At 41.3% G+C, this 25,204-nt stretch carries 25 protein-coding genes; 12 read left to right on the top strand and 13 right to left on the bottom strand.

Annotated elements, in window-relative coordinates; genetic code table 11:
- Window positions 1-16 precede the first annotated feature (16 nt).
- Window positions 17-886 (top strand): LysR family transcriptional regulator, encoded by an 870-nt coding sequence (locus CWC17_RS12225; protein WP_138613090.1) that lies wholly within the window; start codon window positions 17-19, stop codon window positions 884-886.
- 209 nt (window positions 887-1,095) lie between these two features.
- Window positions 1,096-2,103, top strand: coding sequence for a zinc-binding alcohol dehydrogenase family protein (locus CWC17_RS12220; protein WP_138613088.1), 1,008 nt, complete (start codon window positions 1,096-1,098; stop codon window positions 2,101-2,103).
- Between the two features lie 9 nt (window positions 2,104-2,112).
- On the opposite strand, the gene CWC17_RS12215 is transcribed toward CWC17_RS12220, so the two are convergent.
- From CWC17_RS12215 to CWC17_RS12205, 3 genes are all read right to left on the bottom strand, one after another.
- The gene (locus CWC17_RS12215; RefSeq protein WP_138613086.1) at window positions 2,113-3,057 is read right to left on the bottom strand and encodes a LysR family transcriptional regulator; all 945 of its coding nucleotides are present in this window, start codon (window positions 3,055-3,057) and stop codon (window positions 2,113-2,115) included.
- Window position 3,058: 1 nt separating this feature from the next.
- Window positions 3,059-3,964, bottom strand: a complete 906-nt coding sequence (locus CWC17_RS12210) for a LysR family transcriptional regulator (protein WP_138613084.1) — start codon at window positions 3,962-3,964, stop codon at window positions 3,059-3,061.
- A gap of 481 nt (window positions 3,965-4,445) precedes the next feature.
- Window positions 4,446-5,072, bottom strand: a complete 627-nt coding sequence (locus tag CWC17_RS12205; RefSeq protein WP_138613082.1) for a DJ-1/PfpI family protein — start codon at window positions 5,070-5,072, stop codon at window positions 4,446-4,448.
- Between the two features lie 222 nt (window positions 5,073-5,294).
- Between CWC17_RS12205 and CWC17_RS12200 the strand changes: the two genes are divergently transcribed.
- The 7 genes from CWC17_RS12200 to CWC17_RS12170 all read left to right on the top strand — a co-directional run bounded on the left by CWC17_RS12200 (window position 5,295) and on the right by CWC17_RS12170 (window position 14,452).
- Window positions 5,295-5,972, top strand: coding sequence for a haloacid dehalogenase type II (locus tag CWC17_RS12200; RefSeq protein ID WP_138613080.1), 678 nt, complete (start codon window positions 5,295-5,297; stop codon window positions 5,970-5,972).
- 378 nt (window positions 5,973-6,350) lie between these two features.
- A complete protein-coding gene (locus CWC17_RS12195; protein WP_138613078.1) occupies window positions 6,351-7,889 on the top strand; it encodes a pyridoxal phosphate-dependent decarboxylase family protein in 1,539 nt (512 codons plus the stop codon).
- Window positions 7,889-9,208, top strand: a complete 1,320-nt coding sequence (locus CWC17_RS12190) for a lysine N(6)-hydroxylase/L-ornithine N(5)-oxygenase family protein (RefSeq protein ID WP_138613076.1) — start codon at window positions 7,889-7,891, stop codon at window positions 9,206-9,208. The genes CWC17_RS12195 and CWC17_RS12190 overlap by 1 nt, the downstream gene beginning before the upstream one ends.
- Window positions 9,205-10,383: an MFS transporter gene (locus CWC17_RS12185; RefSeq protein ID WP_138613074.1), complete on the top strand. Its 1,179-nt coding sequence runs from the start codon at window positions 9,205-9,207 to the stop codon at window positions 10,381-10,383. The genes CWC17_RS12190 and CWC17_RS12185 overlap by 4 nt, the downstream gene beginning before the upstream one ends.
- Before the next feature lie 25 nt (window positions 10,384-10,408).
- A complete protein-coding gene (locus CWC17_RS12180) occupies window positions 10,409-12,757 on the top strand; it encodes a GNAT family N-acetyltransferase (RefSeq protein WP_138613072.1) in 2,349 nt (782 codons plus the stop codon).
- Window positions 12,750-13,367 (top strand): hypothetical protein, encoded by a 618-nt coding sequence (locus CWC17_RS12175; protein WP_249935919.1) that lies wholly within the window; start codon window positions 12,750-12,752, stop codon window positions 13,365-13,367. The genes CWC17_RS12180 and CWC17_RS12175 overlap by 8 nt, the downstream gene beginning before the upstream one ends.
- 5 nt (window positions 13,368-13,372) lie before the next feature.
- Entirely contained in the window at window positions 13,373-14,452 is a 1,080-nt protein-coding gene (locus CWC17_RS12170; RefSeq protein WP_138613070.1) for a heparan-alpha-glucosaminide N-acetyltransferase domain-containing protein, read from the top strand.
- A 37-nt stretch (window positions 14,453-14,489) separates the two neighbouring features.
- Here the strand turns inward: CWC17_RS12170 and CWC17_RS12165 are convergent, their stop codons facing one another.
- A complete protein-coding gene (locus tag CWC17_RS12165) occupies window positions 14,490-15,356 on the bottom strand; it encodes a LysR family transcriptional regulator (protein WP_138613068.1) in 867 nt (288 codons plus the stop codon).
- 101 nt (window positions 15,357-15,457) lie between these two features.
- On the opposite strand from CWC17_RS12165, the gene CWC17_RS12160 reads away from it, so the two are divergent.
- Window positions 15,458-15,958 carry a lactoylglutathione lyase family protein gene (locus CWC17_RS12160; protein WP_138613066.1) on the top strand — a complete coding sequence of 167 codons (501 nt, stop codon included), beginning with the start codon at window positions 15,458-15,460 and terminating at the stop codon, window positions 15,956-15,958.
- A 110-nt stretch (window positions 15,959-16,068) separates the two neighbouring features.
- Here CWC17_RS12160 and CWC17_RS12155 read toward each other — a convergent pair whose 3' ends face one another.
- Both CWC17_RS12155 and CWC17_RS12150 read right to left on the bottom strand, forming a co-directional pair.
- Window positions 16,069-17,307 (bottom strand): ABC transporter permease, encoded by a 1,239-nt coding sequence (locus CWC17_RS12155; RefSeq protein ID WP_138613064.1) that lies wholly within the window; start codon window positions 17,305-17,307, stop codon window positions 16,069-16,071.
- A complete protein-coding gene (locus CWC17_RS12150; protein WP_249935918.1) occupies window positions 17,301-18,011 on the bottom strand; it encodes an ABC transporter ATP-binding protein in 711 nt (236 codons plus the stop codon). Before CWC17_RS12150 ends, CWC17_RS12155 begins: the two co-directional genes overlap by 7 nt.
- An 80-nt stretch (window positions 18,012-18,091) precedes the next feature.
- Between CWC17_RS12150 and CWC17_RS12145 the strand changes: the two genes are divergently transcribed.
- Window positions 18,092-18,670: a DUF3299 domain-containing protein gene (locus CWC17_RS12145; RefSeq protein ID WP_138613060.1), complete on the top strand. Its 579-nt coding sequence runs from the start codon at window positions 18,092-18,094 to the stop codon at window positions 18,668-18,670.
- 1 nt (window position 18,671) lies between these two features.
- A complete protein-coding gene (locus CWC17_RS12140) occupies window positions 18,672-19,109 on the top strand; it encodes a hypothetical protein (RefSeq protein ID WP_138613058.1) in 438 nt (145 codons plus the stop codon).
- Window positions 19,110-19,191: 82 nt separating this feature from the next.
- Here CWC17_RS12140 and CWC17_RS12135 read toward each other — a convergent pair whose 3' ends face one another.
- From CWC17_RS12135 to CWC17_RS12105, 7 genes are all read right to left on the bottom strand, one after another.
- Entirely contained in the window at window positions 19,192-19,359 is a 168-nt protein-coding gene (locus CWC17_RS12135) for an SEC-C metal-binding domain-containing protein (RefSeq protein ID WP_138613056.1), read from the bottom strand.
- A 24-nt stretch (window positions 19,360-19,383) separates the two neighbouring features.
- Complete coding sequence (locus tag CWC17_RS12130) at window positions 19,384-21,012, bottom strand: HAD family acid phosphatase (RefSeq protein WP_138613054.1); 1,629 nt, start codon at window positions 21,010-21,012, stop codon at window positions 19,384-19,386.
- Window positions 20,999-22,042 carry a CobW family GTP-binding protein gene (locus CWC17_RS12125; protein WP_138613052.1) on the bottom strand — a complete coding sequence of 348 codons (1,044 nt, stop codon included), beginning with the start codon at window positions 22,040-22,042 and terminating at the stop codon, window positions 20,999-21,001. Before CWC17_RS12125 ends, CWC17_RS12130 begins: the two co-directional genes overlap by 14 nt.
- Window positions 22,032-22,592: a DapH/DapD/GlmU-related protein gene (locus CWC17_RS12120; protein ID WP_138613050.1), complete on the bottom strand. Its 561-nt coding sequence runs from the start codon at window positions 22,590-22,592 to the stop codon at window positions 22,032-22,034. Before CWC17_RS12120 ends, CWC17_RS12125 begins: the two co-directional genes overlap by 11 nt.
- A gap of 28 nt (window positions 22,593-22,620) precedes the next feature.
- Window positions 22,621-23,529 carry a GTP cyclohydrolase FolE2 gene (folE2, locus tag CWC17_RS12115; RefSeq protein WP_138613048.1) on the bottom strand — a complete coding sequence of 303 codons (909 nt, stop codon included), beginning with the start codon at window positions 23,527-23,529 and terminating at the stop codon, window positions 22,621-22,623.
- Window positions 23,530-23,546: 17 nt separating this feature from the next.
- Window positions 23,547-24,881 carry a dihydroorotase gene (locus CWC17_RS12110; protein ID WP_138613046.1) on the bottom strand — a complete coding sequence of 445 codons (1,335 nt, stop codon included), beginning with the start codon at window positions 24,879-24,881 and terminating at the stop codon, window positions 23,547-23,549.
- Between the two features lie 61 nt (window positions 24,882-24,942).
- The coding region (locus tag CWC17_RS12105; RefSeq protein ID WP_138613044.1) for a ZrgA family zinc uptake protein at window positions 24,943-25,204 on the bottom strand (262 nt) is incomplete at its 5' end.

Below are 25,204 nucleotides of genomic sequence, written 5' to 3'. Positions count from 1 at the left end.
TAACTAAGTAGCTACTATGAATATTGAAAGTAAATGGCTAGAAGATTTTTTAACGCTCTCGAATACTAAAAGCTTTTCGCAAGCGGCAAAGCTTAGGCATATAACACAACCTGCCTTTAGTAGGCGCATAAAAGCCCTTGAAGATGCCCTCGGCGCTGCGCTAATTGACCGAGAAAACCTGCCTATTACCCTTACCCCAAGCGGTAAAATATTTCATATAACAGCGCGTAACTTAGTTAATCAAATGAATACTTCAATCAGCATGCTTGAGGAACTTTCAATTCAACAAAACTACTCGGTAAAGGTGGCTGCGGCGCACTCTTTAGCGAGCTTTTTAACGCTAAAATTGGCCAACTTTCAAGCTCAAGATGAGCGCGATATAGTACTTAACCTTGAGGCAATAGACGTAGATAAAGCCACTGAAGCGCTAGAGCAAGGTGAGTGCGACTTACTTATCGCCTTTGATAACGAACGCCTTAAACTACCGCCATTTAGCCATCAAAAAATAGGTAATGCTAAGTTGCTTCCTGTAAGCGCGTGCGATTTAAACGGTAAAGCCTTGTATAACCTAGAAACTGACACGCCAATACCGCATTTAGCCTACAGCCTCGACTCCTACATGGGGCGGCAGTTAGAGCCCATTATATCGGGCGCTAAGCTTAATAAGGTGTTTGTTTCATCCATGACTGAGCTTTTAAAAGTGCATGCTGTAGCGGGTAATGGTATTGCCTGGCTGCCTGATTACGTTATATCTAACGAGCTTAAAAATAATACCCTAGTAGTTGTAGGAGATGAGCAGCACTGCGTGCCAATAACTTACTATGCTTACAGGTATCATGCGGCTTTGCACCCAGGTGGCGAAAGCGTATGGAATAACTTAATATAAAGTAACTGTAAACCCCCGTGACAGTTAAATAGGCGTTATTAATTTAACGCGCTCATAGAAATATGAATCTGCATTTTAAATATATTTATATTTATTATGGATTTTTACGTCCATAATAATTGGGCGTTTTGTCTCTTTTTTAATAGCGTTGATAAAGCCAAAATAGCGTCATCAACACAGAGTATTAACTAGCTAAAGAGGCAAGTCCCATGAAAGCAATTGGATATCAACAAAGTTTACCTATCGAAAACGAACTATCACTACAAGACATTGAACTTGAAACGCCAACAGCACACGGCCACGATATTTTAGTTGAAGTTAAAGCTGTATCGGTTAATCCGGTTGATTTTAAAATTCGCCAAGCAATGCCAGCAGCAGATGGCGAATATAAAGTAATAGGTTGGGATGCAACTGGGGTAGTTAAATCGGTTGGCGAAAACGTTTCGTTATTTAAGCCAGGCGACAAAGTATGGTACGCGGGCGACATTACTCGCTCAGGCAGTAACGTGCAATTTCAATTAGTTGACGAGCGTATTGTTGGCCATATGCCAAGTTCGCTTTCGTATGGCGAAGCCGCTGCATTGCCACTTACCAGCATTACTACGTGGGAATTATTGTTTGACCGTTTAAATGTAGCTAAAAACGATGACTCAAAAAGTATTTTAGTTATTGGAGCCGCCGGTGGTGTGGGTTCAATTATGGTGCAGCTGTTAAAGCAGCGTACTAAATTAAATATTATTGCCAGCGCTTCTCGCCCTGAAACTATATCGTGGTTAGAAGATTTAGGTGCCGATACTATTGTTAATCACCGCAATCCATTAAGTGAAGAATTTGCAGCTAAAAACTTAAGCGAAGTAGATTACGTAGTAAGCTTAAACAATACAGAGCAACACTTACTTGAAATTGAAAAAGTAGTGAAGCCACAAGGTCAATTTGCACTTATTGATGACCCTGAAACACTTAATATTGTGCCATTTAAAAATAAAAGTGTGTCGGTACATTGGGAGCTTATGTTTACTCGCTCGTTATTTAAAACCGACGATATGCAAGAGCAACACATTATTTTAAATAACGTAGCCACTATGATTGACCAAGGGCAAATTAAAACCACTGTAGGCGAGCACTTAGGTAAAATTAACGCAGCCAATTTACGTAAAGCGCATCAGCACCTTGAATCGCAAACCGCTAAAGGTAAAGTGGTGTTAGAAAGCTTTTAAGGCCTTTAGCTAATAAAGCTGTTTGTAATTAGGAATATGATTAACCCAAAATGCTGGGCTGCCAATATACTCTTGTACCGTTTTTATAAATTCGCTTACCAGTGGCGTTTGCTTACGGTGCGGGTAAAGCGCATAAATACCAGTGCCCGATGCGCTAAGCTTATAATTGGTTAAAAGTGGCACTAACCCCATTTCGTCTATGGGTTTTTCTAGGTTAAATAAATCAAGCATCACATACTCTAAGCCCGCTTTAGTGGCATCAAGCATGGTGCGTACGTCACTTACTTTATAATTGCCCTTCATTTTGTGGGTTTTGAATTCATCACCATGAGGTTGGGTGCTTAATTTAACTTGATCTAGGCTTACATCGCCATTGCCGTAAACTATTGCAGGTAAAGCTAAAAGCTCCTCAGGTGTATTTGGCATACCATGGCGCGCTATAAAATCGTGCGAGGCAACCAAGGCAAAATGCATATCAGATATTTTTTTTGCCATTAGGTTTGAGTCGTCAAGTTTGCCAATTCTAAACGCTAAATCGTAATGGTCGCTAATAATATCGTTGCGCTTATCATCAAGCATCAGGGTAATTTTTACCTCTGGGTACTTTTGCATAAATATATTAATAACAGGCTGAATATATTGCTGCCCAAAAAACATGCCCGAGGTTATGCGTAAAATGCCTTTAGGTTTGGCTTGGTAGGAGTCGACAATATTGTGAATATCACTAAGGGTATCTATAAGAATGTGCGCTTGTTGGAGTATTTCATCCCCTGCCGAGGTAAGCGAAAACGAGCGCGTAGACCGGTTAAGTAATTGCACACCTAAGCTACTTTCAAGCTTTTTAATTTGTTTAGAAAGTGACGAATTATCCATATCGTTTAAGGCGGCAGCCTTAGCAAATGAGCCTTGTTGCACTACATCTACAAATAACGCTAATTGATTGGTGATCGACATGTCATTCTCCTAAATCCCAATAAGGCACATCGCCATAATAGTCACTAGTAAAGTCAACAAATGCGCGCACTTTACTAGGCAAAAACTGCCTGTTTGCGTACACCATATAAAGCCCCATAGACTCAGGCTCAAACTTTTGTAAAATACGCACAACTTTACCCTGCGCGAGTGCCTCACCAGCTATAAAGGTAGGTTGCATAGCAATGCCGCCGCCTGCAATGGCTGTATTTAGTATTAAATCGCCATTGTTAGCCACTAAGTTACTTTCAAGTTTAAACTCGCTTTTAAGTTCATTAACCCCTGTAAGCCTTTTAGCAGGCTCTGCGTTGGCGTAGCGTAAATAATTATGTTGTTGAAGTTCTTGCAATGTAGTGGGTGTACCGTGCTGCTTTAAATATGCAGGCGATGCAAAGACCGCTAAGCGAATAGGGGCTATTTTTTTAGCAATAAGGGATGAGTTTTTTAACACCCCAATACGCAGCGCTATATCAATACCTTGTTCAACAATATCTATAAATTGGTCAGTGAGTTTTAAATCTATTTTTAAATTTGGATACTGCTTTTGAAACTCAACCAGCAGAGGTGCTAAATGCTTAACCCCAAACGACATAGGCGCACTAATACTCAGCACACCCGATACGTTTTCGCTTAAGTGATTAAGCGAATTTTCCATGTCGTCTATATCGCCAAGTACTTGTAGGCAGCGAGTAAAATAGTGATCCCCCGCTTCTGTGGTGCTTACTTTTCGTGTGGTGCGGTGCAATAAACGGGTAGACAGCCCTTCTTCAAGTGCTGATACATATTTACTCACCAATTGCGGCGATATATCGAGTTTATCGGCGGCTTTAGAAAATGAACCCTCTTGCACTACACTCACAAAAGTTTTCATGGTGGTTAGCTTGTCCATAATTAACAATACTTTGTTTGTAATTCATAAATAAATAGCACATTTATCACCAAATTAAAAAGTAATAAAACGGCTATATCAAAATAGACTAATGCATGATTCAGCCGCTTTCTTTGTTTCACTTGGCTCGCCAATGATGGCAATTAAACAATCGCTACCTCTGATTTTTTAACATCGCTTGGGCAGACGCTTTTAGCGCAAGACATTGCTGAACTGTAAGATTATTAACCCAAGCACCCCACGAGTTATTTAGCCACCCTACTTTTATTTACCGCAATGGGCGCGTGCGGCATACTGGTTTAAAAGGTTTTTAGTGATACCTAAATGGATATTTTAGCGCTCGATGCGTATAAGTTTTATTAATTTTAAGCAGTACAGTGCAAGCACCTAGTCGTTTATTTAACCAAAGTGTAATGGGGGTTTACAAAGCGCATGTTGGGTTAAGAGCAGCAAAGGCCAATATAAATTTATAAAATGGGCTTTAACGCAGCTTTTTAATGTAATTAGATGTGGCATTATTTTTATGCGCTTCACCATAAATAGTGGGGGATGGATAGTATTCTGCGTCTAACTGTATGGTGGAGGCAACATCATCACCATAATAATCAGCAATAAAAGCGAGACACATATCCATACCCGCCGAAACACCAGCTGATGACCAAATATTACCATCTTTAACAAATCGCTCTTCAACAACAGTTACCGTGTTATCTTTTTTAAGGTGCTCTAAAAAAGCCCAATGGGTGGTTGCTCTTTTGTGCTTAAATAGCCCTGCTTTTTGCATTAAATACATACCGGTACATATAGATAAAATACTGTGGCAGTTTTCTGCTATTTTTTTAAGGTAGTTAATAACGTCGGTGTCTTCCATTGCTATACGCGCACCACTGCCGCCGGGTACAATTAATACATCGGGCTGCACTGGGTCAGTGAAGTGATAATCGGCACTAAAACGCATGCCGTGCTCACCTGAGGGAGTCATAGAGTTTAGTGATATTAACTTGGGTTTTTCACATAACCCCTCTTCTGCCAGCAGGCCTATTAGTTCCCAAGAACCAACTAAATCTAGCTCTTCAACTTTGTCGTAAATTAAAAAATATATTTTCATACTATGTTATTTAGTCCTTTAATTTGTATCGTTTTTAAATAATTTGCCTAACAGGGCTTTCACATAACTGAGCAAGCCTTTTTACTATAAGCTACAGAGCCACAATTTTATGCGTTATTACATTATTGCTTAGGTAAATTACATTAATTTGAGCAAGTGTTCAAATTAAGTTAAGCTCAGAGCGACTAACCTACAAGTAACTTAAACTTATTGGGAGCAAATATGGCAACCACACTTGCATTTGACGTATACGGCACGCTTATAAATACTCACGGCGTATTGTCATTACTTGAAGATATGATTGGCGATGACGCGCAAAAATTTTCAAATACATGGCGTGAAAAACAATTAGAGTATTCATTTAGGCGTGGGTTAATGCAAAACTATATACCGTTTTCGTTATGTACTAAACATGCTCTCGATTACGCGTGTTTAGCACATAAAACGCAGCTGAGTGACGATCAAAAACAGCAATTGCTTGAGCAATATAAAATTTTACCGGCCTTTGACGATGTTAAAAAAGGGCTTGAACTACTTAAAGCGCAAAATTACCGATTGTTTGCATTTTCAAACGGCGCTGCTGATGCGGTTAATAAATTGCTCGAAACCGCAGGTATTAGTGAGCTTTTTGAAGGTGTAGTAAGTGCCGACGATATGAAAACATTTAAGCCAAATCCAGGTGTTTACAGCCATTTTTTACGCGAGACCAATTCAACGGGCGCAAACACGTGGCTTATTTCGAGTAACCCGTTTGATATTACCGGCGCTATTTCACATGGTATGCGCGGAGCATGGATAAAACGCTCTGAGGATTCTATTTTTGATCCGTGGGAAATTCAGCCAACCACCGTAGCCACCGATCTAGTGGATTTAAAAAATAAGCTTGAAGATATCAATTAAGCTGCATTTTTACTTTTATATCCCTCTTTAGCACTTAAGGTTTAACCGAGTTGTAAAGGGGGTTTACTTTTTATCGTGGTATTGCCACTTTACAGAACGTTAGCTTTTAGCTCTCTTCTCCCCATTTTTTCAATTCTCAACTTTAGTATTTCACCCACCGCACTTATTTTACAAACCGCCATTATTTAGCACGCATTTTTGCGCCTACTTATAGCTCATTTTATATACTTTGTTAGTTTTTAAAGTAATTCCTTATAACTAATCAGTCACTCCTAATTGCGAAAATAAACCTATATCTAACCCTTAATCATTATTGTAAATGCAAATTGTTACTATTAAGATCCTCAACCCCAATACAAGTACAACCAAGGAGCGAATATGTCACAATTACAATCGGCGCAGCTCAGCCCTGTCGAAAATAAAGCAATATTTGAGCAAAACGGGTTACCTCCTCAATTTAATCTCGACCAGTTTATTAACTATCAAATAGCGTCGTTGCAGGGGCTTTCGGCTGTACAACAAGCTATGGCTAAAGCGCAAAAGCCGTTTTCTGGCGTGTCGGTTAATACGCTTGCCGCCACTGTTAACGATGTAGATTTAGCTAAACCTCTCGCTGATTTCCCAGCGGTATTAAACGAGCTTAAAAGTGTGTATTTAGATCACGCTGTGTATTTTCATCACCCGCGTTATATGGCGCATTTAAATTGCCCCGTTACCTATCCAGCGGTTGTGGCTGAGCACATCATTGGCGCAATCAATACCTCGGTAGATACTTGGGATCAAAGCGCTGGCGCGACCCTTATTGAACAAAAATTAATTGATTGGAGCTGTGAAAAAGCAAAGCTGCCAAGCACTGCCGATGGCGTTTTTACCAGTGGTGGTACGCAATCGAACTTAATGGCCATGTTAGTTGCACGCGAAGTAGCTGTGAGTCGTTATGCACCAAATCATGAAGTAAAGCTGCAAGGCTTGCCTGATGTAGCCTCGCGTTTTCGTATTTATTGCTCAGAGGTGGCGCATTTTAGTATTCAAAAGGCAGCAGCATTATTGGGCTTAGGTTATAACGCGGTAGTACCTGTGGCTACAAACAATAAAATGCAAATGGATATGGATGCGCTTAACCAAGCAATTGCAGATTCTAAAGCTAAGGGCGATTTACCTATCGCCGTGGTTGTTACCGCCGGTACAACCGATTTTGGCTCAATTGACCCAATTGAAGACATAGCAAAGCTTGCCAAAAAAGAGCAGCTTTGGTGCCATGTTGATGGCGCATACGGCGGCGGATTACTAGTAAGCGAGCACCATCGCAGTGCTTTAAACGGCATAGAACAAGTAGATTCAATTACCATTGATTACCATAAATCGTTCATGCAACCGGTTAGCTGTAGTGCGTTTTTATTAAGTGACAAACGCCACTTTAGCCATATTACCCTTTACGCCGACTACCTAAACCCATTAGCTGAGGCCGGCAATGGCACGCCAAATTTAGTTGATAAAAGCTTACAAACCACACGCCGTTTTGATGCCCTAAAGCTTTGGTTAACACTGCGCACCATGGGCGAGGCGCCACTTGGGCGAGCATTTGATAAAGTAATTGGGCTTGCTCGTCAAACCCACATTGTGCTTAACGACCACCCTGATTTTGAAGTTATAAATTACCCAGAGCTTAGCGCACTGGTATTTCGCTTTGCGCCAGAGGAGTTAAGAAATAACCCCGATTTACTCGACTCCCTAAACCTGCACGTGCGCCAAACTTTTTTAAACACCGGCGACGCAATGATTGCGCGCACCAAAATTAACGGCCGACACTACCTTAAATTTACGTTACTTAATGCCCTGTGCCAATTGAGCGATGTGCGCGCTGTGCTTGAGCAAATTAGCACTATTGCGTGGCAAACGTATAAGGAGCAAAAATAATGAGCAACCAACCTTATGACTTTATAGCCATTGGTCTTGGCCCGTTTAATTTATCGTTAGCATGTTTAAGTGAGCCACTAGAGGACGTGAAAAGCTTATTTTTAGAGCAGCGTAGCCAATTTGATTGGCACCCCGGCATGATGCTAGAAGGTGTTACTTTGCAAACGCCATTTATGTCTGACTTGGTGACTCTTGCAGACCCTACCAGCAAATACAGCTTTTTAAATTATGCCAAGATTAATAACCGCTTATACCCATTTTATATTCGCGAGAGCTTTTTTTTACTGCGTAAAGAATACAACCTCTATTGCCAGTGGGTGTGCTCGCAGCTGAGTAACGTAAGCTTTGAGCAAAGTGTAACTAAGGTTGAATTTTGCCCGCAAAGTGAGTGCTATACCGTTACCTGTAACACCCTAAATGGAGAGCAACACTATGTTACGCGCCACTTAGTGCTTGGCACCGGCCCTGCCCCATATATTCCTGATTGCGCAGTGCAAAGTAATTCAAATAACGTACTGCACAGTAGCGACTTTTGCCACCGCCTAGATGAGCTAAAAGCTGCTAAACGCGTTACGGTTGTGGGTGCTGGGCAAAGTGCTGCCGAGATTTATCACACCTTATTACAACAAGCAGTGCCACACGGTTTACAACTAGATTGGATTGCGCGATCGCCGCGTTATTTTCCGCTGGAGTACACTAAACTCACCCTTGAGATGACCTCTCCTGAGTATGTTGATTACTTTTATAATTTAAAAACCGAGCAACGAGATTGGCTTAATCAAAATCAAAAAAACTTATTTAAAGGCATTAATGGCGATTTAATTAATGACATTTTTGACACCCTTTACGCGCAAAGCTTAGATGGGCCCATTTCTACTACGTTTAAAACTAATAGCAAGCTTACTAATACACGTAAAAGTGCTGGGCGCTTAGTGACTGAGTTTTACCATCAAGAGCTAAATGAAGCCTTTGAAATAAAAACCGATTATTTAATTTGTGCCACGGGCTTTAAATACAAGCGCCCCGCTTTTTTAAACCCCATCGCGCAGCAGCTCCCAGAAGATGAGCAAGGCCGTTATATAGTAAGTCGTGAATACGCAATAGATACCGACCAAAAGCGTATATTTGTGCAAAATGCAGAGCAACACACCCATGGTTTTGTAACCCCCGATTTAGGCATGGCGTGTTATCGCAACAGTATAATTTTGCGCGAAATACTCGGTTATGCGCCGTATCAGGTTGAGCAAAAAATTGCTTTTCAGTGTTTTGATTTAAGCGATGTAGAAACCCATTCACAGCAAAAGAGTAACGCCGCATGAGTTTACGTATAGCACTTATTTTGCTTACGGTTATTTCGGTGGTGTGCGATACCTTATTACTGCCGTTTTATCCGCAGTTTTTTGCCAGCGAATTTTCTGTAAGTAACCCCACGCTTATTGGTGTGTTTGTAGCTAACTGTTGTATTACGGTTATGTTGGCATTACCGTTGTGGGCAAAGGTTGCCAAAAAATACCATGAGCTGGCTCTTTGGCTTGTAACGCAAGTGATTGCCGCATGCTTTGGTTTGCTTTGTTACTTTGCAACTAATGTGTGGGAATTTTGGTTTTATTACCAGTTTATGTTGGTGCTTAAAGCCAGTTATCTGCTTATTTACCCGTTTGCACTGCGTTTAGAGCAGCAAAGTAAGCACCTTTCTATTATTGGCTTGTTTTCGGTGCTTATGCACTTTGGCGCCATTGGTGGCGCGTTAGTGGGCGGGTATTTTTTTAGTTTAAACGAACCGCGTTATGCATTGTTATTAAGTGCTGCGGGCGATGTAATACAAGTGCTGCTGTGCGCCTATTTAATGCTGAGCTTAAAGCTAGGTATTTATCAGCAAGCGATTGAAAGCGAAAAACCGCGCACTCGCACACCCTATTTTATATGGCAATTTTGTTTTATAAGCGTGGTTGTTTACTTTAGCGCGTTCTTAATTAGGCCGTTTTTTACGACCCATTGGCAAGGAATGAGCGCGCAAAGCAGTGCGTTTCAAAGTGCGCTTGTGTACGCCATTCCTGCTTTTTCAGCCCTACTAATGCTGTTGTTTAACCACTTTAGGCAGCGCTTACCGGTACCTACGCTTAGCCGCACCAGTACATTTTCGTGCGCGCTTATTTTTGGCGCTATTGGGCTTTATTTACAGGCGCAAGAGTCGGTGTGGTTAGTTGTCAGCTCGCGCATTCTATACGGTATTGCGCTGTTTCAAGTCATGGTTTTATTAGAGGTTATGTTATTTGCTAAAAGCGAGCCTGCTCACTACGGCAGTGATTTTGCCAAAGTGCATGTTGCGCAAAATATTGGCGTTATTTTAGCGTCGTTATTGGTGGGAATGAGTGTGGAATATTTTAATACCACCGTGCCTTTTTACTTTGCTGCCATTGGCTTTGCAAGCCTTGGCGCTATTTTGCTCTGGCGCGTTAAATTTGTTAGCCAAGCCGCACACACAGCCACTTAATAATTAAAAAGATTTAGGAGTTTTTATGTATTTTTCATCTTTTGTAACCACGTTACAACACACAGGTAATGTGACTATGCGGTTACTAAAGCAAAGCGACATGCCTATTATTTGTCAGTGGCTTACCCTGCCTTATGCGCATTTTTGGGGTATGAGTAAACACACACCCGAGCAAATGTGCAGCGCCTACCAAGATATAATAAACAACCCGCATCATCATGCGTATGTTATTGAGCAAAATAATGAGCTACTTGCCCTTGTTGAGCTTTACAGCCCAAAGCACGACAAGCTACTCGCAGCTGCCTATGAGGTAATGCCAAACGATACGGGCATGCATATTTTACTTGCCCCAAATACACAGCCTAAACGCCATTTTAGTTTTGAAATAATGCAGTGCGTATTGCACAGTATTTTTGCCCATAACGATAATGCGCGCGTAGTGGTAGAGCCCGATACTGCCAATAGTAAAATTCATACCTTAAATAAGCGTTTAGGCTTTGTGCATACTAAGCAAATAACCCTTGGTGATAAAAACGCATACCTTGGACTTTGTAATAAAGCCGCATTTGAAACGCATGTTGATTTACATTACAAATCGCAAACGCCAATAAACACCGACTATGTAAAGTTTGATCATTGGCAGTGGGCTAACAGGCACTTACAAAGTAAAGCCATTAGCGAACTGGTACACGAGCGCTTATTAGTTGCAGAGCAAACCCCGCAAGGTTTTAAAGTTAATATTGAAGGGGGTTACTTTATATTTAATGGCCGCGCTATGGCGCTTAACCACATAGATATAGACGAGCCAAGCTTATGCTTTTATAACCTTAACAATGAGCAAGTAGCGCTTGATGTGCTGCACTTTTTTAGTGTGCAAGGCCCTGCGCTGGGTTTAACCGGCGAGCGTTTAGCCACCTACCTTGAAGAGCTTAATGCCACACTTGCCAGTGCCTGTTATAAACGCGAAAACAACACACTTAGCGCAGCCGAACTTGCGAAATTAGGGCTGCAACAAATAGAGGCCGCAATGAGCGAAGGCCACCCTGCGTTTGTGGCTAATAATGGCCGAATTGGCTTTAGCAAAAGCGACTTTTTACGCTATGCGCCAGAAGTAGGCAAACCGTTTAAAGTGCTGTGGTTAGCGGCGCATAAAACAGTATGTGATTTTTCTCACAGTGAATACTTTAGTGACTACTCAAGCCATATTAATGGCGAGCTTGATTTAACTACCCGTGATGCGTTTAACAAAGCGCTACAAGCGCAAAACCTAAACCCCGACGACTACCTATTAATACCAGCGCACCCGTGGCAGTACCAACATAAATTAAGTGTGGTGTTTGCTAACGAGTTTGCCAATAACCGCTTAGTGTATTTAGATGAAGGTGACGATTTATATCAAGCGCAGCAATCTATTCGTACATTATATAACTGCTCACACCCGCATAAACCGTATTTAAAAGTGGCGTTGTCTATTTTAAATATGGGCTTTATGCGCGGGCTTTCGCGCGCTTATATGGCGGTTACTCCGGCCATAAACGATTGGGTGTTTAATAAAGTAAACCACGACCCAACACTTAGCGCGTGTAATTTTACAGCACTTAGAGAGTACGCCACTTTAGGTTATGCGCATCACACCTTTGAGCAAAGCGCATTGGGCGATACGCCGTACCGTAAAATGTTTGCGTGTTTATGGCGCGAAAACCCAAACCATAATTTACAAAATAATGAGCAGCTCACCACCATGGCCGCATTGCTGCACCTAGATAACCACGGTAAAAGTATGGCAGGTGCATTAATAGATCAAAGTGGTTTAAGTACACACGCTTGGCTACAAAGCTATTTTAACGCCTATCTTATTCCTTTAGTGCATTGTTTTTATGCTCATAAATTAGTGTTTATGCCCCACGGCGAAAACCTCATTTTAAAGCTTAAAAACTCAGTGCCTGTTGGCGCTTACATGAAAGACATAGGCGAAGAAGTGGCGCTGCTTAACAGCACCGAGTCTTTGCCAGAGGAAGTGTCGCGTATTCATATTACTATGCCTAAAGAGCTTGAATTACTAAGTATATTTACCGATGTATTTGACTGCTTTTTCAGATACCTAGTTGCTATTTTAGTAAGAGAAAAACGCATAACCGAGCACGATTTTTGGCACGGCGTTGCGCATAGTGTAAAGGCGTATCAACAAGCCAACCCGGCCTTAGATGAGCGCTTTAAAGAGTATGACTTTTTTAGTGATGAATTTGCACACTCTTGCTTAAACCGCTTACAGCTTGGTAATAATAAGCAAATGGTTGATTTAACCGACCCCGCAGGCAGCTTACAGTTTGCCGGAAGTTTAGATAACCCGGTATCGGAAAAGCTGTATGGCTAAGCCCATAACCCTTGCGCACTTTTTATTTTGCCCAAATGAGCCGGCTGCCGCGGCTCATCCAAGCTTAGATTTAGTGCGCAAATTAGCAATTCATTGCAAGGCGCATTACCCACATGCGCCTACGCAATTTATTAGCCGGCATTTATATTTGCAGCTTTGTTGGCAAACTATGTATGCCTATTGTTATTGGTATACGTGTAAACACAACGCGCATAGTCCCATGCAGTTACAGCTCAAAATTAATGGCGCTTATAGCCGAGGGTTTAACCTCACAGGCGCGCCTATATTAAGCAAAACTGAGCAAAATAATGTACTTATTGAGTTTATTAACTGTGTAGATAAGTGGATAAATAGCGATTATGCGCTGAGTAAAAAAGAGCAAGGGCGCTTATTACTCGACACCCTAAATAGCGCATTTACGCGCGCTCATAGCTTAACTTTAGCAAGCGCTGAGCACATTACCTATTGCCATAAACAGCTACATGCCTTGATCAGTAATCACTTTAATTTAAACCCCCCATTCAAACTAACGGCCGAGCGCTTAACGTGCTGTCGTTATTATTTAGCAGGTTACAAAAAATGCCAAACCTGCCCAAAAAAAGGATATTAAAACCAATGAACACACGTCTTAAAACGATTGACCTTGCCCGAGGTGCGAGCGTTTTTATTATGATTTTAGTCCACACGTTATGGATGTACTCAAGCACAGCGCTTCAAAGTGAAAGCCTATTTGGTGCTGTAATCCATATACTTGGTAAAGGTACCGCCTCGTTTTTAGTGGCAATGGGGCTGTCTATGGCGCTTTCGCGTAGGCAAACACCCCTGCTGTTAATTAAGCGCGGCGTACAACTTTTACTACTTGCCTATTTAATGAATGCAGCAAAGTTTTGGCTACCCATTGAGGTATTTAACACCATGCCAGAGGCGTTTATAAATGCGTATGGCTGGCAAAGCCCATTGAGTGCTGGGCAGTTACAATTTATGGTGTTAACGGGGGATATTTTACAACTTGCCGGGGTTAGCTTATTGCTGTTTGGTGCGCTTAATATTGCCCGCTGGAAAACCGCATGGATTGCTTTTTTAGCCGTTGCTATTGCACTTGTAAGCCAGTTTGTAAGGGGGCAGCAGTTTGCGCTTTCGCCTTATATTAGCGATTTGTTTTTTGCTAATAACTACCAAGTTTATTTTCCGGTATTTCCGTGGATAAGCGCTATATTAACCGGCTACGTGCTTGGGCGTTTATACATTAATAGCCAGCATAATGCTGCGTACTTATTTAGCGTGTGTGCAAAGTTAGGGGCTGCGTTACTAGTTATTGGTTCAGCATGGTTATTTATTGATTTTAATGGTCAGTTTGGTAATTTTTTTCACCTAAATGGCGGCGGTATTATTTATTTAATCGGTTTAAATTTATGTGCTTTAGCTTTTATAGAGTATGTATTTGCTAATAAATTTAATGGCCCTATCACCCGCGCTCTTTTATATGCGAGCAAACATGTTACCGCTTTGTATGTTATTCAGTGGGTGCTTATTTGCTGGTTTATGGGCGTGTTTGGTTATCATACACAGTCGCTTGTGCCAACGTTGTGCCTAATGGCGCTTATGAGTTTACTCACTTTTGCAGTACACAAAATGTATTTGCAAACTAAGCTAACCCTACTTGGTTTTAAGCAAAAAGCTAAACGTGCAGCATAAACTGTAAAGGGGCTTTACGGGCGCAGTTACACGCGCCCTAGCCTGTTTTTATTGCTTCAATTACTGTATTCATGCGCTTTGCCATTGGCCTATTGCGATGATGGCACACATAAATATTTTCGCTGATTGGGTTAGCTAAATGATGCGTTTTAATAAGCGCAGGTTTATTAAATGCGCTAACGGCGTGCGCAGGTAAAACCGTAAACCCCAGCCCTAAACTTACCGGTTCCAATATTAAACTTATTTGGTTAGAAAACCCCGTGCACTTAAATTGATCAACATGTTCAAACACACTGTAGTTTTCGCTAAGTAACAGCTGCGCGTGGTGTTTTGCATCGGGGTGGCCAATAAAACCAAGCTCACATAAAACCTCCCATGTTGGGTTTTTAATATGTGCTGGAGTTACTAATAATAAAGCTTCTTGACCAATTTTGTGGCTAGTAACTTCGCTAAGCGTGGGAGCTTGAGTTAAAAAGCCTATGTCGGCACTGTGGTTTGCCACAGCTTGCTCTACACTTGTATTAGGTGCAAAGCGATAATCAATATTTAGCTCGGTATGCTTTGCTTGTAGTGCTAACAACTGGCTATAAAATTGTAGCCCACAACTACCTGGCGATTGTATTTTTACCAAGCCGCTGTAAGGCGAATCATCTTTTAATTGCTGTTCTAAAAATTGCCATTCTTTTAATAGCAAACTGCCTTGCTGATATAAGTTTTGCCCATGTACGGTAAGGGTAAATTGTTTGCCGTGGCGCTCTAATAGCGCGCAGTTTACTTGCTGCTCTAGCTTTTTAATATGCTGGCTCACGCCTGATTGGGTCATAAATAAGCGTTCGGCGGTTTGGGTAAAATGATTTACCTCAACCAAGGTGCAAAACGTGTTTAACCATGTAGGATTTATCATTACAAAACGTACTCAAAATGATGATTAATGATAATTTTACTTAATAACTGCTGATTCGTAAACTAACTCCATCAACTAATCACAGTTAAAGAGGACATATTATGAGTCATACATATCCACGTAGTTTTTCGCACATTGGTATTTCAGTACCGGATGTTGAAAAAGCCGTAGAGTTTTACACTAAGGTGATGGGCTGGTACACCATAATGGAGCCTACCGTGATCACCGAAGATAACAGCCCCATTGGCGAAATGTGTACCGATGTATTTGGTCCAAATTGGGAAAAATTTAAAATAGCGCACCTTTCAACAGGCGATCGTATTGGTGTCGAAATTTTTGAATTTAAAAACCAAGAAAACCCTAAAGACAATTTTGAATACTGGAAAACCGGTATCTTTCATTTTTGCGTACAAGACCCTGATGTAGAAGGTTTAGCTGAGCGTATTGTTGAAGCTGGCGGTAAAAAACGTATGGAAGCCCCTCGTTACTACTACCCGGGTGAGAAGCCATACCGTATGATCTACATGGAGGACCCGTTTGGTAACATCCTTGAGATTTACAGCCATAGCTACGAGCTTATATATAGCGCAGGCGCTTACTAAACGTAGCTAATTTAAAAAAGTTTAGCTAAAAACATCTAGCTAAAAACAAAGGCCGCAGTATTTATTATTGCGGCCTTTTTGTTTACTACATGGTTAAATTTTTAAAGGTACTAACTTTTAGCTCCAAGCGAGCTGTGCAGCGCATTTTTATAGGCCTCATACGCGGGTATAGCTGAGGTAATAATAGCCGCAACAGTAATAACGGCGATTACTTTTAAAGTTTCTACATTAAGCATGTTTGCATTTAAAAATAACCCATAAGTAGCGCCTAGCCAATCACCTAAAAGCCATAAGGTTAAACTTAGTAAAGCCGTTGCGGCTGCACTTGCCAGTATTACTAAAATTAACGCTTCTACCAGTACTAAGCTAAAAATAACGCTTGGCCCTGCGCCTAATACACGTAGTACGGCAATTTCGTTTTTACGCTGCGCCATAGAGGCAAGTAACATGGTTGATAAGCCAAATAATGACGATACCAACACCAAAATACCAATAATGCGCAGCAGGTTTTCAACCGTTGCCATCATTTGCCAAAGCTCGGTCATGGCAACACCGGGTAACACAGCCATTAACCTATCGGCTTTATAATTGTTTATATCGCGCTGCAATTTAAAGGTTGAAAACTTAGACTTTAAACCCAGCATTACAGCGGTAATGCTCTCGGGTGTGGTGTTTACTGAATCTACATTATTAAGTAATTGAGCTTGTTTTGCTGGTGATAAATGTATGGCCTCAATGGCGTTTAAGCTTACATGTATGGTTTTATCAACCGGCGTGCCTGTGGGGCTTAGTATGCCTTTTATAATAAAGGGAGTATTGTCGTGATGGGTAAAGCTCGTGTTACCAATACCATGAGCAATTACTACGCTGTCGCCAATTTTATAATTGAGCTTTTTGGCTACATCGGCCCCTATTACTGCTTCAAATAATGTATTAAATGGCTGGCCGCTACTAAAAGTAAGTGGTTGCTTAGTGCCGTATTTAAAGTGTTCAAAGTAGCTGTTATTGGTGCCCATAACTCTAAAACCACGGTGCGAATCGCCAAGCGAAATAGGAATTGCCCATTTAACTAATGAGCTGCCTTTTAGGGTTTCATAGCTTTTATAATTAATATTACTGGTGGGGCTGCCCATTCTAAATACCGAATAAAGTAAAAGGTTTAACTGCCCGCTAGGTGCGCCTACTATCATATCTACATCAGAGATGGTTCTGTTAAAGCTCTCTTTGGCTTGCTGGCGAATATGCTCAACACTTAACAGCACGCTTATACTTATAAGTAATGATAAAAAAGTAAGTATGACCGATTTACGTCTACTGGCTAAGCTGCTCCATGCTAACGATACTAGCATTTGCTGCCCTCCTCTTTTAAAAGCGAAGTTACATTTACGCTGCGCTCAAAAAATTGTTGTAAGTGCATATCGTGGCTTACAAATACAAGCGTTATGCCGTGCTGCTTACATAAATCAATTAGAAGGGTCATAAATGCATCGCGCGATGCGGCGTCTAATGCTGAGGTGGGTTCGTCAACTAATAGCAGTTTAGGTTTATTTATTAAAGCGCGGGCAATAGCTACACGTTGCTGCTGGCCAACACTTAATGTATTTGCTGCTTTGTGCAAAATAGTCGTTGGTAATTTAAGTGCTAAAAGCAGAGCGCTCGCCTCTTGCTCTATTTGCGTATTGCCCGTTTTAGCAAAGTAGCTAGCAAGTTGAATGTTTTTTAAAACACTTAAGTACGGTATTAAATTAAATTGCTGAAACACCACACCAATGTTTTGTGCTCTAAATTTATCGCGCTTTTTTGACGAAAGCGTTGAAAATACTTGCTCAAGTAAGGTTATATCACCACTTTGCGGTGTGAGCACCCCTGCTAATAAATTAAGTAATGTGGTTTTACCTGAGCCAGATTCACCGTGTAAAAACACTTGTTCCCCCTGCTTTACTTGCCAGTTAGGAATATAAAACGCGGTTTTATCGGCTTTGTGGTACTTATAATTAAGTTGATTAATATGTATGGCTAAGGGAGTTGAGGCCGAAGAGACTGTATTAGGCAAAGATGAGACTCCTATGGTTTGATAAGTGCTGATATGTTATAACGTTTTTAGTTAAGCAATAAGCTAATTGAGATAAAAATATGTCAAAATATGTAACTAACATGGTTGCTTGGTGTGTTATAGCCTTGGCCAGTTTAGTATTTACTGTTGAGTCGGCGGCTCAAAGCACACGCTACGAAGAAATAGAGTGGATTCAGTTAATGCCTAAAGACGATTTAGACGCACTGCTTAATCCGCCAGAGTATTTAACCGAAATTGAAGATGGCTCAGAGCAAGACACACTAGATAGCCTAGACGCTAAGTCGTTCGAAAACGAGCAAGATAAACGCTATCAGCAAGCATTAAGCTCAGCTCGAGTCATTGATAGCTATAACAATAAAAAGATTCGCGTGCCTGGTTTTATTGTGCCGCTTGAATCAGAAGAAGGTAAGCGCATTAGTGAGTTTTTTGTAGTGCCTTACTTTGGGGCGTGTTTGCATATGCCGCCACCGCCGCCAAACCAAATAATTTACGTTAAATTTGAACAAGGCGTTGAGCTTGAAAGTTTATACGACGCTTTTTGGTTTGAAGGAAAAATAATAATTAATACCGTAGAAAACGAATTAGGTACATCGGCTTACGAGCTTAAGTTAGACCGAGTTTTACCGTACGACGAATAATATGAATAAAAAATATCTGCTTTGCTCATTCGTTTTGGCAAGTGCGTCTGTTGGCGTTAATGCATGCGAGTTTCACTCCGGGGTTGGTTTAAATCAGTTTCATCCGTTTGCTCGTCAAAGCTTTCAAACTCCTATACTTGAGCGTTTTTCTGTAAAGCACGCTAAGCAAGCACAAGTAAATGTTGGCGATACAAGCACAGCTAAATTTAGCTACTTAGTGCCTAAACGTTACAGCGTGGTAAGTGTTAAATTTGTAGCGCCACAAGGTATTAAACTTACCGGCGAGCCTTCAATATTATTAGAGCGTACACGCGGAATACACAGTTTAAAATACGTAGCTAATAAACCCGGTAAATCAGAGATTTTGGTACAAATAAGCGGCCTTTTAAATGAAAAGCCTTTTACGCTAGAGCAAAAAATAGAAGTAACAGCGAGTTAAATACGCTGAGCTTAGAAATTAATAGGGCTAACATTACGCTAGCCCTTTTTTATACCTAAATTAAAAGCAGCTTTGCTGCAATTTATGCGTTTTTACCACAACACTTTTTATATTTACGGCCGTTACCACATACACACGGATCGTTTCGTCCTACTTTAGGCGCGTCACGCGTTACTGGGCTTTGCGGTGGCGGGCAGCAGCTTGTGTTAGTGCAGCCTGAACTGGTTGGCGTTGAAGGTTTATCTGTCATATTACTGTTCCTTTTAAATAGTATTTACCACGAACCATACATAGGGTTTGGTAGTAAAAATAATGATTTACCAAGCTTGGGTTGTAGTGTTTTTATATTGGCGGTTTCTTGTGTTACGCCGCTAAAGTCCTCTATGTTATCCCCCACCTGAAATTTAATAACTTGTGGCTGCTGCCAGTTATTATTTTGCCCACTTGGTGAAAAACAATCGGCTGTGCCTTGTGTTATTTGTTGGCGGCGTAAGTCTTTATCGTTAATAAATTCGTTGCTATTAACGGCGTTTTTGTCAGCCTCTGAACGGCCAATTAAACAGGTGTTTTTAAGTGTTACAGGTAACCCTACTGCTTTTAAATTATTCCACGTGTGTACATCGTTTTGCTTATTACGGTTAGTAACAAGCGCTATTTTTCCACCGTGTTTATACACTGTTTCTATAAACGATTTAGCACCAGGTACCAGTGTGGCTTTTTCGCTTGCAACCCATGTCTGCCAAGATTGTGGTGTATATCCTTTACCGTTAAGCTCGGTTTGCTTTTGATAGGCTGAGTTATCAAGTACGGTTTCATCTACATCCATCACGGCTACCCAGTTACTTGCTATGTTTGGCAATTGCATTACCGCAGCTTTTGCTTGTTCATAGGTTGTAGTTGCTAGTGCTTTATACTCTTTACTGGTTGTTTGCCATAACACTGCCGACGACAATGAGTGCGCATTAGCAGTAAGTGAGACCGATACAGCGCAGTGGTCGCTTAGCATGGCTTTGTTATCCATATTTTTGAATTTATGCACCTGAGCCGACGCTTCAATATTTTGCGCATCCATACCGCCAACAATGATGTGATCGATAGGCGCAGGGTAGCGTGTTTGGCACCCTAATAAATGGCTGGTCGTAATACGAGTTGAGCGCTCATCACTTATTAAAGTGCGAGTTAGCCTATTGTAAGGCGCTGATATACGGTGGTTAAAATCACCTAATATTACGTAAGGCGTACCTGCTGTTTCGTGTTTTTCAATCCAGCTATTAAGCACTGGTGCTTGCTTCGCATAGGTTTTACACGCGGGTGAGTCGCTTTTTAAGTAGTCATCTACAAAACAGCCGCTTTTCATGTGTACGTTAAGTATATCGGTAGGCCCTTTTGCTGTATTAATTGTAAGTTGCAAGCCATAACGAAGCCCTGTTTTAGATAGACCAAGTGGTTCAAAGGATTCAATATTTAATACCGGCACTGTTTTTTTAACCGCAAAAGCGACTTTCTGTTGGGTAGATTTAGCCTCTGTTTTTCTACACGTATATGCAGGGCTAGGTGCTCTACTCGATACCATTAGTTGCCATTCGTCTTCAGAGAATATTTGCTCTAGCGCCTCTTTAGAAGCCACTTCTTGCAGGGCGATTACATCAGCATTTAAGTTATTTGCGTAGGCTTTCATAGCCTCAATATCGCTAGGCGTTCTGGCTCTACAGCCTGTATCTATTGGGTATGCAAGGTGCTCAACGTTCCAAGTCGCTATTTTTAAAGCTGGTAGAGTTTGAGCTTGTAGCTGCGAGGCCGGCTGCGCTGAAAAACTTTCATTAGTATTTTTGGTTAGGTTAGATGTACAGCCAACACTAAGCGCACTGACTAAAGCAATGGTTAATGCATTAAATGTGTTCATGGTTGGTTTTCTCTGAGTTGGTTTTATTATTAATTAAGCAGTTCATGAGTTGTTGCGCCCACATAGAGTTAATTTGTATCGCTATTATTTCTATACGGCTTTCTTGGCAATCGTTTAAGGGGGTAACGGTTAAGGTTTGCTCCGCTAAGTTAAAGCCTACAAACCCTTCGTCTGTTTTTATAACAGCTTTAATTCGCTCTACTTTTAAGTTGCTAAACAAAGCGTGCAGCGCGGTTTTACTAAATATGTGTGTTGCACTAATACGCCAACCAATACTTTGATAGCCTTGAGCGCTATTTTTAATGCACAGTATGCCATTTGTGGGTAACGGCACTTCAAGGGTATTAATGCCTGAGTTTGTATGAGTATGCGCAGTGCAAGGCGCCAATTGATTATAGCCGCACTCACCTTGTAACAACTCAGGCGCTATTTCACCTTGTGTAGTAAATACAATTTGCTGTGTTTGGTTTGCGCGGCTTATTACGTAATCAGTTAATGTTTTAGCGTCGTTATGAGCGTATAAATCGTGTTTGTTACCTACAATAATATCAGCAATATCAATTTGTTGGTTAAACGTAGCATGACTTGTATAGCGCGAGTCGGTGAGTTTTCTGGCATCAACTAAAGTAATTGTTTTTTGTAAGCTCAGTACATTTTTATAATGCGATGATGAAAGTGTTTGTAATACTTCTTTTGGGTGGCCAAGCCCTGTGGGTTCAATTAAAAGCCTATCTGGTTTTGCTTGTTTTAGCAGCTGATTAAGTGCAACTTGCATTGGTACGCCGGCGGTACAACACATGCAGCCACCGGGTACTTCGCGAATAAATACACCACTGTTTGGGCTTTGTTGCCCATTAAGTAGCGCGCCATCAATACCTACTTCGCCAAATTCGTTTACTAATACTGCCCAGCGTTCAGTACGTGGTTTGGTTTTAAGTAGCGATATAATAGCGCTGGTTTTTCCGGCACCTAAAAACCCACTAATAATATTAGTGGGTATCGCCTTTAGCGTTTGCTTATTAGAGTTCATTAGCCAATTTCTTGTAACCTTTTACCAAATCGTGATTTGCAGATACCACCGATTCAGAAAATGTTGAATATTCTGGCGGCACTTTGCTTATGCTGTTTAAATCAAAGCCGGGCTCTATATTGGTCATTGGTGGTACATGAAAATCTTTAGGTAAATCTAACCCATCAATTACACAGTTATGCCTTACTACACAGCCATTGCCAATTTCTGATCTAAATACTACCGAGTTAAAGCCAATAAATACATCATCCCCTACGCTGCACGGGCCATGAATAATAGAGCGATGCGCTATAGACGTGCGCTCACCAATGGATACCGCCGCCCCCGATTTAGAATGAATAACCACGCCATCTTGTATGTTTGAATTTTTTTTAATAATAATTGGCTGCATATCGCCGGAGTCGTCTACTTCATCGGCGCGAATAACCGCATAAGGGCCAATAAATACATTGTCTTCAATTATTACTTTGCCACACACAATGGCTGTTGGGTCTATAAATGCACTTTGCGCTACGCTTGGCATGTGGCCGTTTGGGTTTTTTCTTAACATGTTTATTCCTTACTAATTAATGCTTTTGCTATGCAAATTTTTGGTCGTACACTACGGCATTGTGCGCATGTAGGCTTTCTTGGTGCTCAACTTTAAAGTGGTAGTCGCAAATATCTGTATTTTGCTCAAGGGCGTGCTTTAACCTGCGGGCGGCATCTTCACAAAACAGTAGGTTTTCGGCGTTTAATTTAGCAAAGGCTTGCTCGTCTTCTCGTTTTACTGCGGTTTGTACTGGTGTGCCTATGGCTTGTTCCATTTGCGCAATAAGAGTGGGTAAATCAGGAAGTTGCTCACCTAGTAAGCTCATAGTTATATACGCATACGAGCGTTGGCTGTGCGGGGTAGCTACGCTGCCTTGCTGCGATGTAAGCCATTCTAATAAAGTGTTTTTATCAAGCTGCTGCTCTGTAAACTGCTCTGCTACGGCGTCACTTAACGCTTGCCTAGAAAGCGCGGCCGAACAGGGGCACGTGCTAGAATAAGGAATTGTGAGGCTAAGCTCGGTATTAATAACGCCATTTTTAATGGTTTTGCTAATAGCCACAGGATACGCCTGAAATCCAGATTGATTAGATAAAAGCGCCGGCTTGTTTATTACAAGCTCAAAAGCTAAATCTACTTTGGCACTTAAGCTTAAGCCTTGCTGAGAGCTCAGCATGTTTTCAACTAGCGTTGTTAAAACTTGGCCATTGAGTGGCTTATTAGCCAGTTGTTCATTAAGCAATAAATACAAGCGCGACATATGTATGCCTTTTGCATTTGCTTTATCAAGGCTAACAAATATGCCTGCTTTGGCATAAGTGTGTAGTTGCTCACCTTTGTTGTTTAAAATATGTAACGGCAGCGAAACCTCTTCCATACCCACCCATTGTAATGGGCGTGCATTAAGAGAATTAGGCTGCGAAGTAATATCGGGCAAATGGCTTTTAGCATTCATAAATTTAACTATTCCAATTAACGATTAAAAACAAGAGGCATGGCAGGTTTACTTGGTTTAGTGACTGTTTTGCCATCGTAAAGGCGCTCGCCATTAACCCACGTGCTTACTATTTTTGATGAAAACTCAACGCCATCAAAAGGCGTCCAACCGCACAGGTATCGGCAAGCGTCGTGGCTAACTTTTGTGGTTTGCTTTGTACTTACCAGCACTAAGTCGGCGTAGTAACCTTCTTTTATAAAGCCGCGCTTATCTACTTTAAAACGCAGCGCGGGGTTATGTGCGGTTTTTTCTACCACCTGCTCTATGCTTAAGCGGTTGTTTTTAACGTGTTCTATTAAGCTTAAAAGTGCGTGCTCTACTAAGGGTAAACCTGCTGGCGCGTTAACATAATCGGTTTGTTTTTCTTGCCATGTATGCGGGGCGTGATCGGTGGCAATAATATCTATTTGATTATTTTTAACCGCGTTTATAAGCGCATCGCGATCGGTTTTAGCTTTTATGGCAGGGTTACATTTTATTAAGTTACCCAAAGCTGGGTAATCTTGCTCGCTAAAGTATAAATGGTGTACACAGGCCTCTGCGGTAATGCTTTTATTGGCTATATCGCCTTTAGTAAATAAACTCAGTTCTTTTTCGGTGGTTATGTGCAACACATGCAATTGCGCATTGTATTTTTTAGCAAGCGACACCGCATACGACGATGAGGCATAACACGCTTCTACGTCGCGTATTTTAGGGTGGTCGGTAATATTAGGCACAATGCCTTGTTGCTCATAGCGCTGATTGTTTTTGCTAATTACTTTACCATCTTCGCAGTGGGTAACTATAAGCACAGGGCATTCGCGAAATATCCCCTCAAGAGCTTGTGGGTTCTCTACTAATAAATTACCGGTAGAGGCGCCCATAAACACCTTTACGCCACATACTCTTTTAGGATCGAGCGCTTTAATATCATCTAAATTGTGCTCTGTAGCGCCAAGGTAAAAAGAGTAATTGGCATAAGAATGCTGCTCGGCTATGGCGTATTTAGCCTCAAGCGCAGCTTTGTTTGTGGTTGAAGGGTTAACATTAGGCATTTCCATATAACTTGTAATACCGCCGGCCACTGCTGCGCGCGACTCAGTTAATATAGAGCCTTTATGGGTAAGGCCTGGCTCTCTAAAATGCACTTGGTCATCTATCATGCCCGGCAGTAAGTACGCACCATTTGCGTCAATTACATCATCGTTTTCGCTCGGGGTGATATTAGCAGCAATGCATTCAATAAATTGGTTAGTAATGCGCACATCAGCACGTTGCGTTTTACCTTCGTTAACTATTTGGGCATTTTTTATTAGTTGGCTTTTCATACTTACAGCTCTTATTTAGTCAGCAGTTTATGTTTAATAGGTGTGAGTTGGCGGCTAAATATTAGCTTTGCCAATTTATTACAGGATTATTGCGCGTCACTTCTGTTGAGCCTTGCCCCGTATTACTAATCCATTGCACGTTAAGCGCATTCAGCGAAGGCATTAAGTTAAACAGTGTGACTGAAAAACCTATTACCGGTGTTTTGCAGTTAAAATTGTAGGTGGCTTCAACATTATGATGATCGTGCTCATCGTGCTCATCGTGCTCATCGTGCTCATCGTGCTCATCAAGTTCACTATGACTGTGAGCAAGCGAGTTTTCG

The organism is Pseudoalteromonas sp. S3785, from assembly GCF_005887365.1.
Taxonomy (GTDB): domain Bacteria; phylum Pseudomonadota; class Gammaproteobacteria; order Enterobacterales; family Alteromonadaceae; genus Pseudoalteromonas.
The sequence above is the reverse complement of the archived record's forward strand: the minus strand, read 5'-3'. Positions and strand labels throughout refer to the sequence as shown.

Excerpts from the sequence above, each read along its gene's own strand:
- CWC17_RS12175 (WP_249935919.1), top strand. The coding sequence starts at position 12,750 with ATGGCTAAGCCCATAACCCTTGCGCACTTTTTATTTTGCCCAAATGAG.
- folE2 (WP_138613048.1), bottom strand. The coding sequence starts at position 23,529 with ATGAATGCTAAAAGCCATTTGCCCGATATTACTTCGCAGCCTAATTCT.
- CWC17_RS12225 (WP_138613090.1), top strand. The coding sequence starts at position 17 with ATGAATATTGAAAGTAAATGGCTAGAAGATTTTTTAACGCTCTCGAAT.
- CWC17_RS12130 (WP_138613054.1), bottom strand. The coding sequence starts at position 21,012 with ATGAACACATTTAATGCATTAACCATTGCTTTAGTCAGTGCGCTTAGT.
- CWC17_RS12205 (WP_138613082.1), bottom strand. The coding sequence starts at position 5,072 with ATGAAAATATATTTTTTAATTTACGACAAAGTTGAAGAGCTAGATTTA.
- CWC17_RS12215 (WP_138613086.1), bottom strand. The coding sequence starts at position 3,057 with ATGTCGATCACCAATCAATTAGCGTTATTTGTAGATGTAGTGCAACAA.
- CWC17_RS12220 (WP_138613088.1), top strand. The coding sequence starts at position 1,096 with ATGAAAGCAATTGGATATCAACAAAGTTTACCTATCGAAAACGAACTA.
- CWC17_RS12200 (WP_138613080.1), top strand. The coding sequence starts at position 5,295 with ATGGCAACCACACTTGCATTTGACGTATACGGCACGCTTATAAATACT.
- CWC17_RS12210 (WP_138613084.1), bottom strand. The coding sequence starts at position 3,964 with ATGGACAAGCTAACCACCATGAAAACTTTTGTGAGTGTAGTGCAAGAG.
- CWC17_RS12170 (WP_138613070.1), top strand. The coding sequence starts at position 13,373 with ATGAACACACGTCTTAAAACGATTGACCTTGCCCGAGGTGCGAGCGTT.
- CWC17_RS12145 (WP_138613060.1), top strand. The coding sequence starts at position 18,092 with ATGTCAAAATATGTAACTAACATGGTTGCTTGGTGTGTTATAGCCTTG.
- CWC17_RS12135 (WP_138613056.1), bottom strand. The coding sequence starts at position 19,359 with ATGACAGATAAACCTTCAACGCCAACCAGTTCAGGCTGCACTAACACA.
- CWC17_RS12140 (WP_138613058.1), top strand. The coding sequence starts at position 18,672 with ATGAATAAAAAATATCTGCTTTGCTCATTCGTTTTGGCAAGTGCGTCT.
- CWC17_RS12160 (WP_138613066.1), top strand. The coding sequence starts at position 15,458 with ATGAGTCATACATATCCACGTAGTTTTTCGCACATTGGTATTTCAGTA.
- CWC17_RS12190 (WP_138613076.1), top strand. The coding sequence starts at position 7,889 with ATGAGCAACCAACCTTATGACTTTATAGCCATTGGTCTTGGCCCGTTT.
- CWC17_RS12110 (WP_138613046.1), bottom strand. The coding sequence starts at position 24,881 with ATGAAAAGCCAACTAATAAAAAATGCCCAAATAGTTAACGAAGGTAAA.
- CWC17_RS12195 (WP_138613078.1), top strand. The coding sequence starts at position 6,351 with ATGTCACAATTACAATCGGCGCAGCTCAGCCCTGTCGAAAATAAAGCA.
- CWC17_RS12155 (WP_138613064.1), bottom strand. The coding sequence starts at position 17,307 with ATGCTAGTATCGTTAGCATGGAGCAGCTTAGCCAGTAGACGTAAATCG.
- CWC17_RS12180 (WP_138613072.1), top strand. The coding sequence starts at position 10,409 with ATGTATTTTTCATCTTTTGTAACCACGTTACAACACACAGGTAATGTG.
- CWC17_RS12165 (WP_138613068.1), bottom strand. The coding sequence starts at position 15,356 with ATGATAAATCCTACATGGTTAAACACGTTTTGCACCTTGGTTGAGGTA.
- CWC17_RS12185 (WP_138613074.1), top strand. The coding sequence starts at position 9,205 with ATGAGTTTACGTATAGCACTTATTTTGCTTACGGTTATTTCGGTGGTG.
- CWC17_RS12125 (WP_138613052.1), bottom strand. The coding sequence starts at position 22,042 with ATGAACTCTAATAAGCAAACGCTAAAGGCGATACCCACTAATATTATT.
- CWC17_RS12120 (WP_138613050.1), bottom strand. The coding sequence starts at position 22,592 with ATGTTAAGAAAAAACCCAAACGGCCACATGCCAAGCGTAGCGCAAAGT.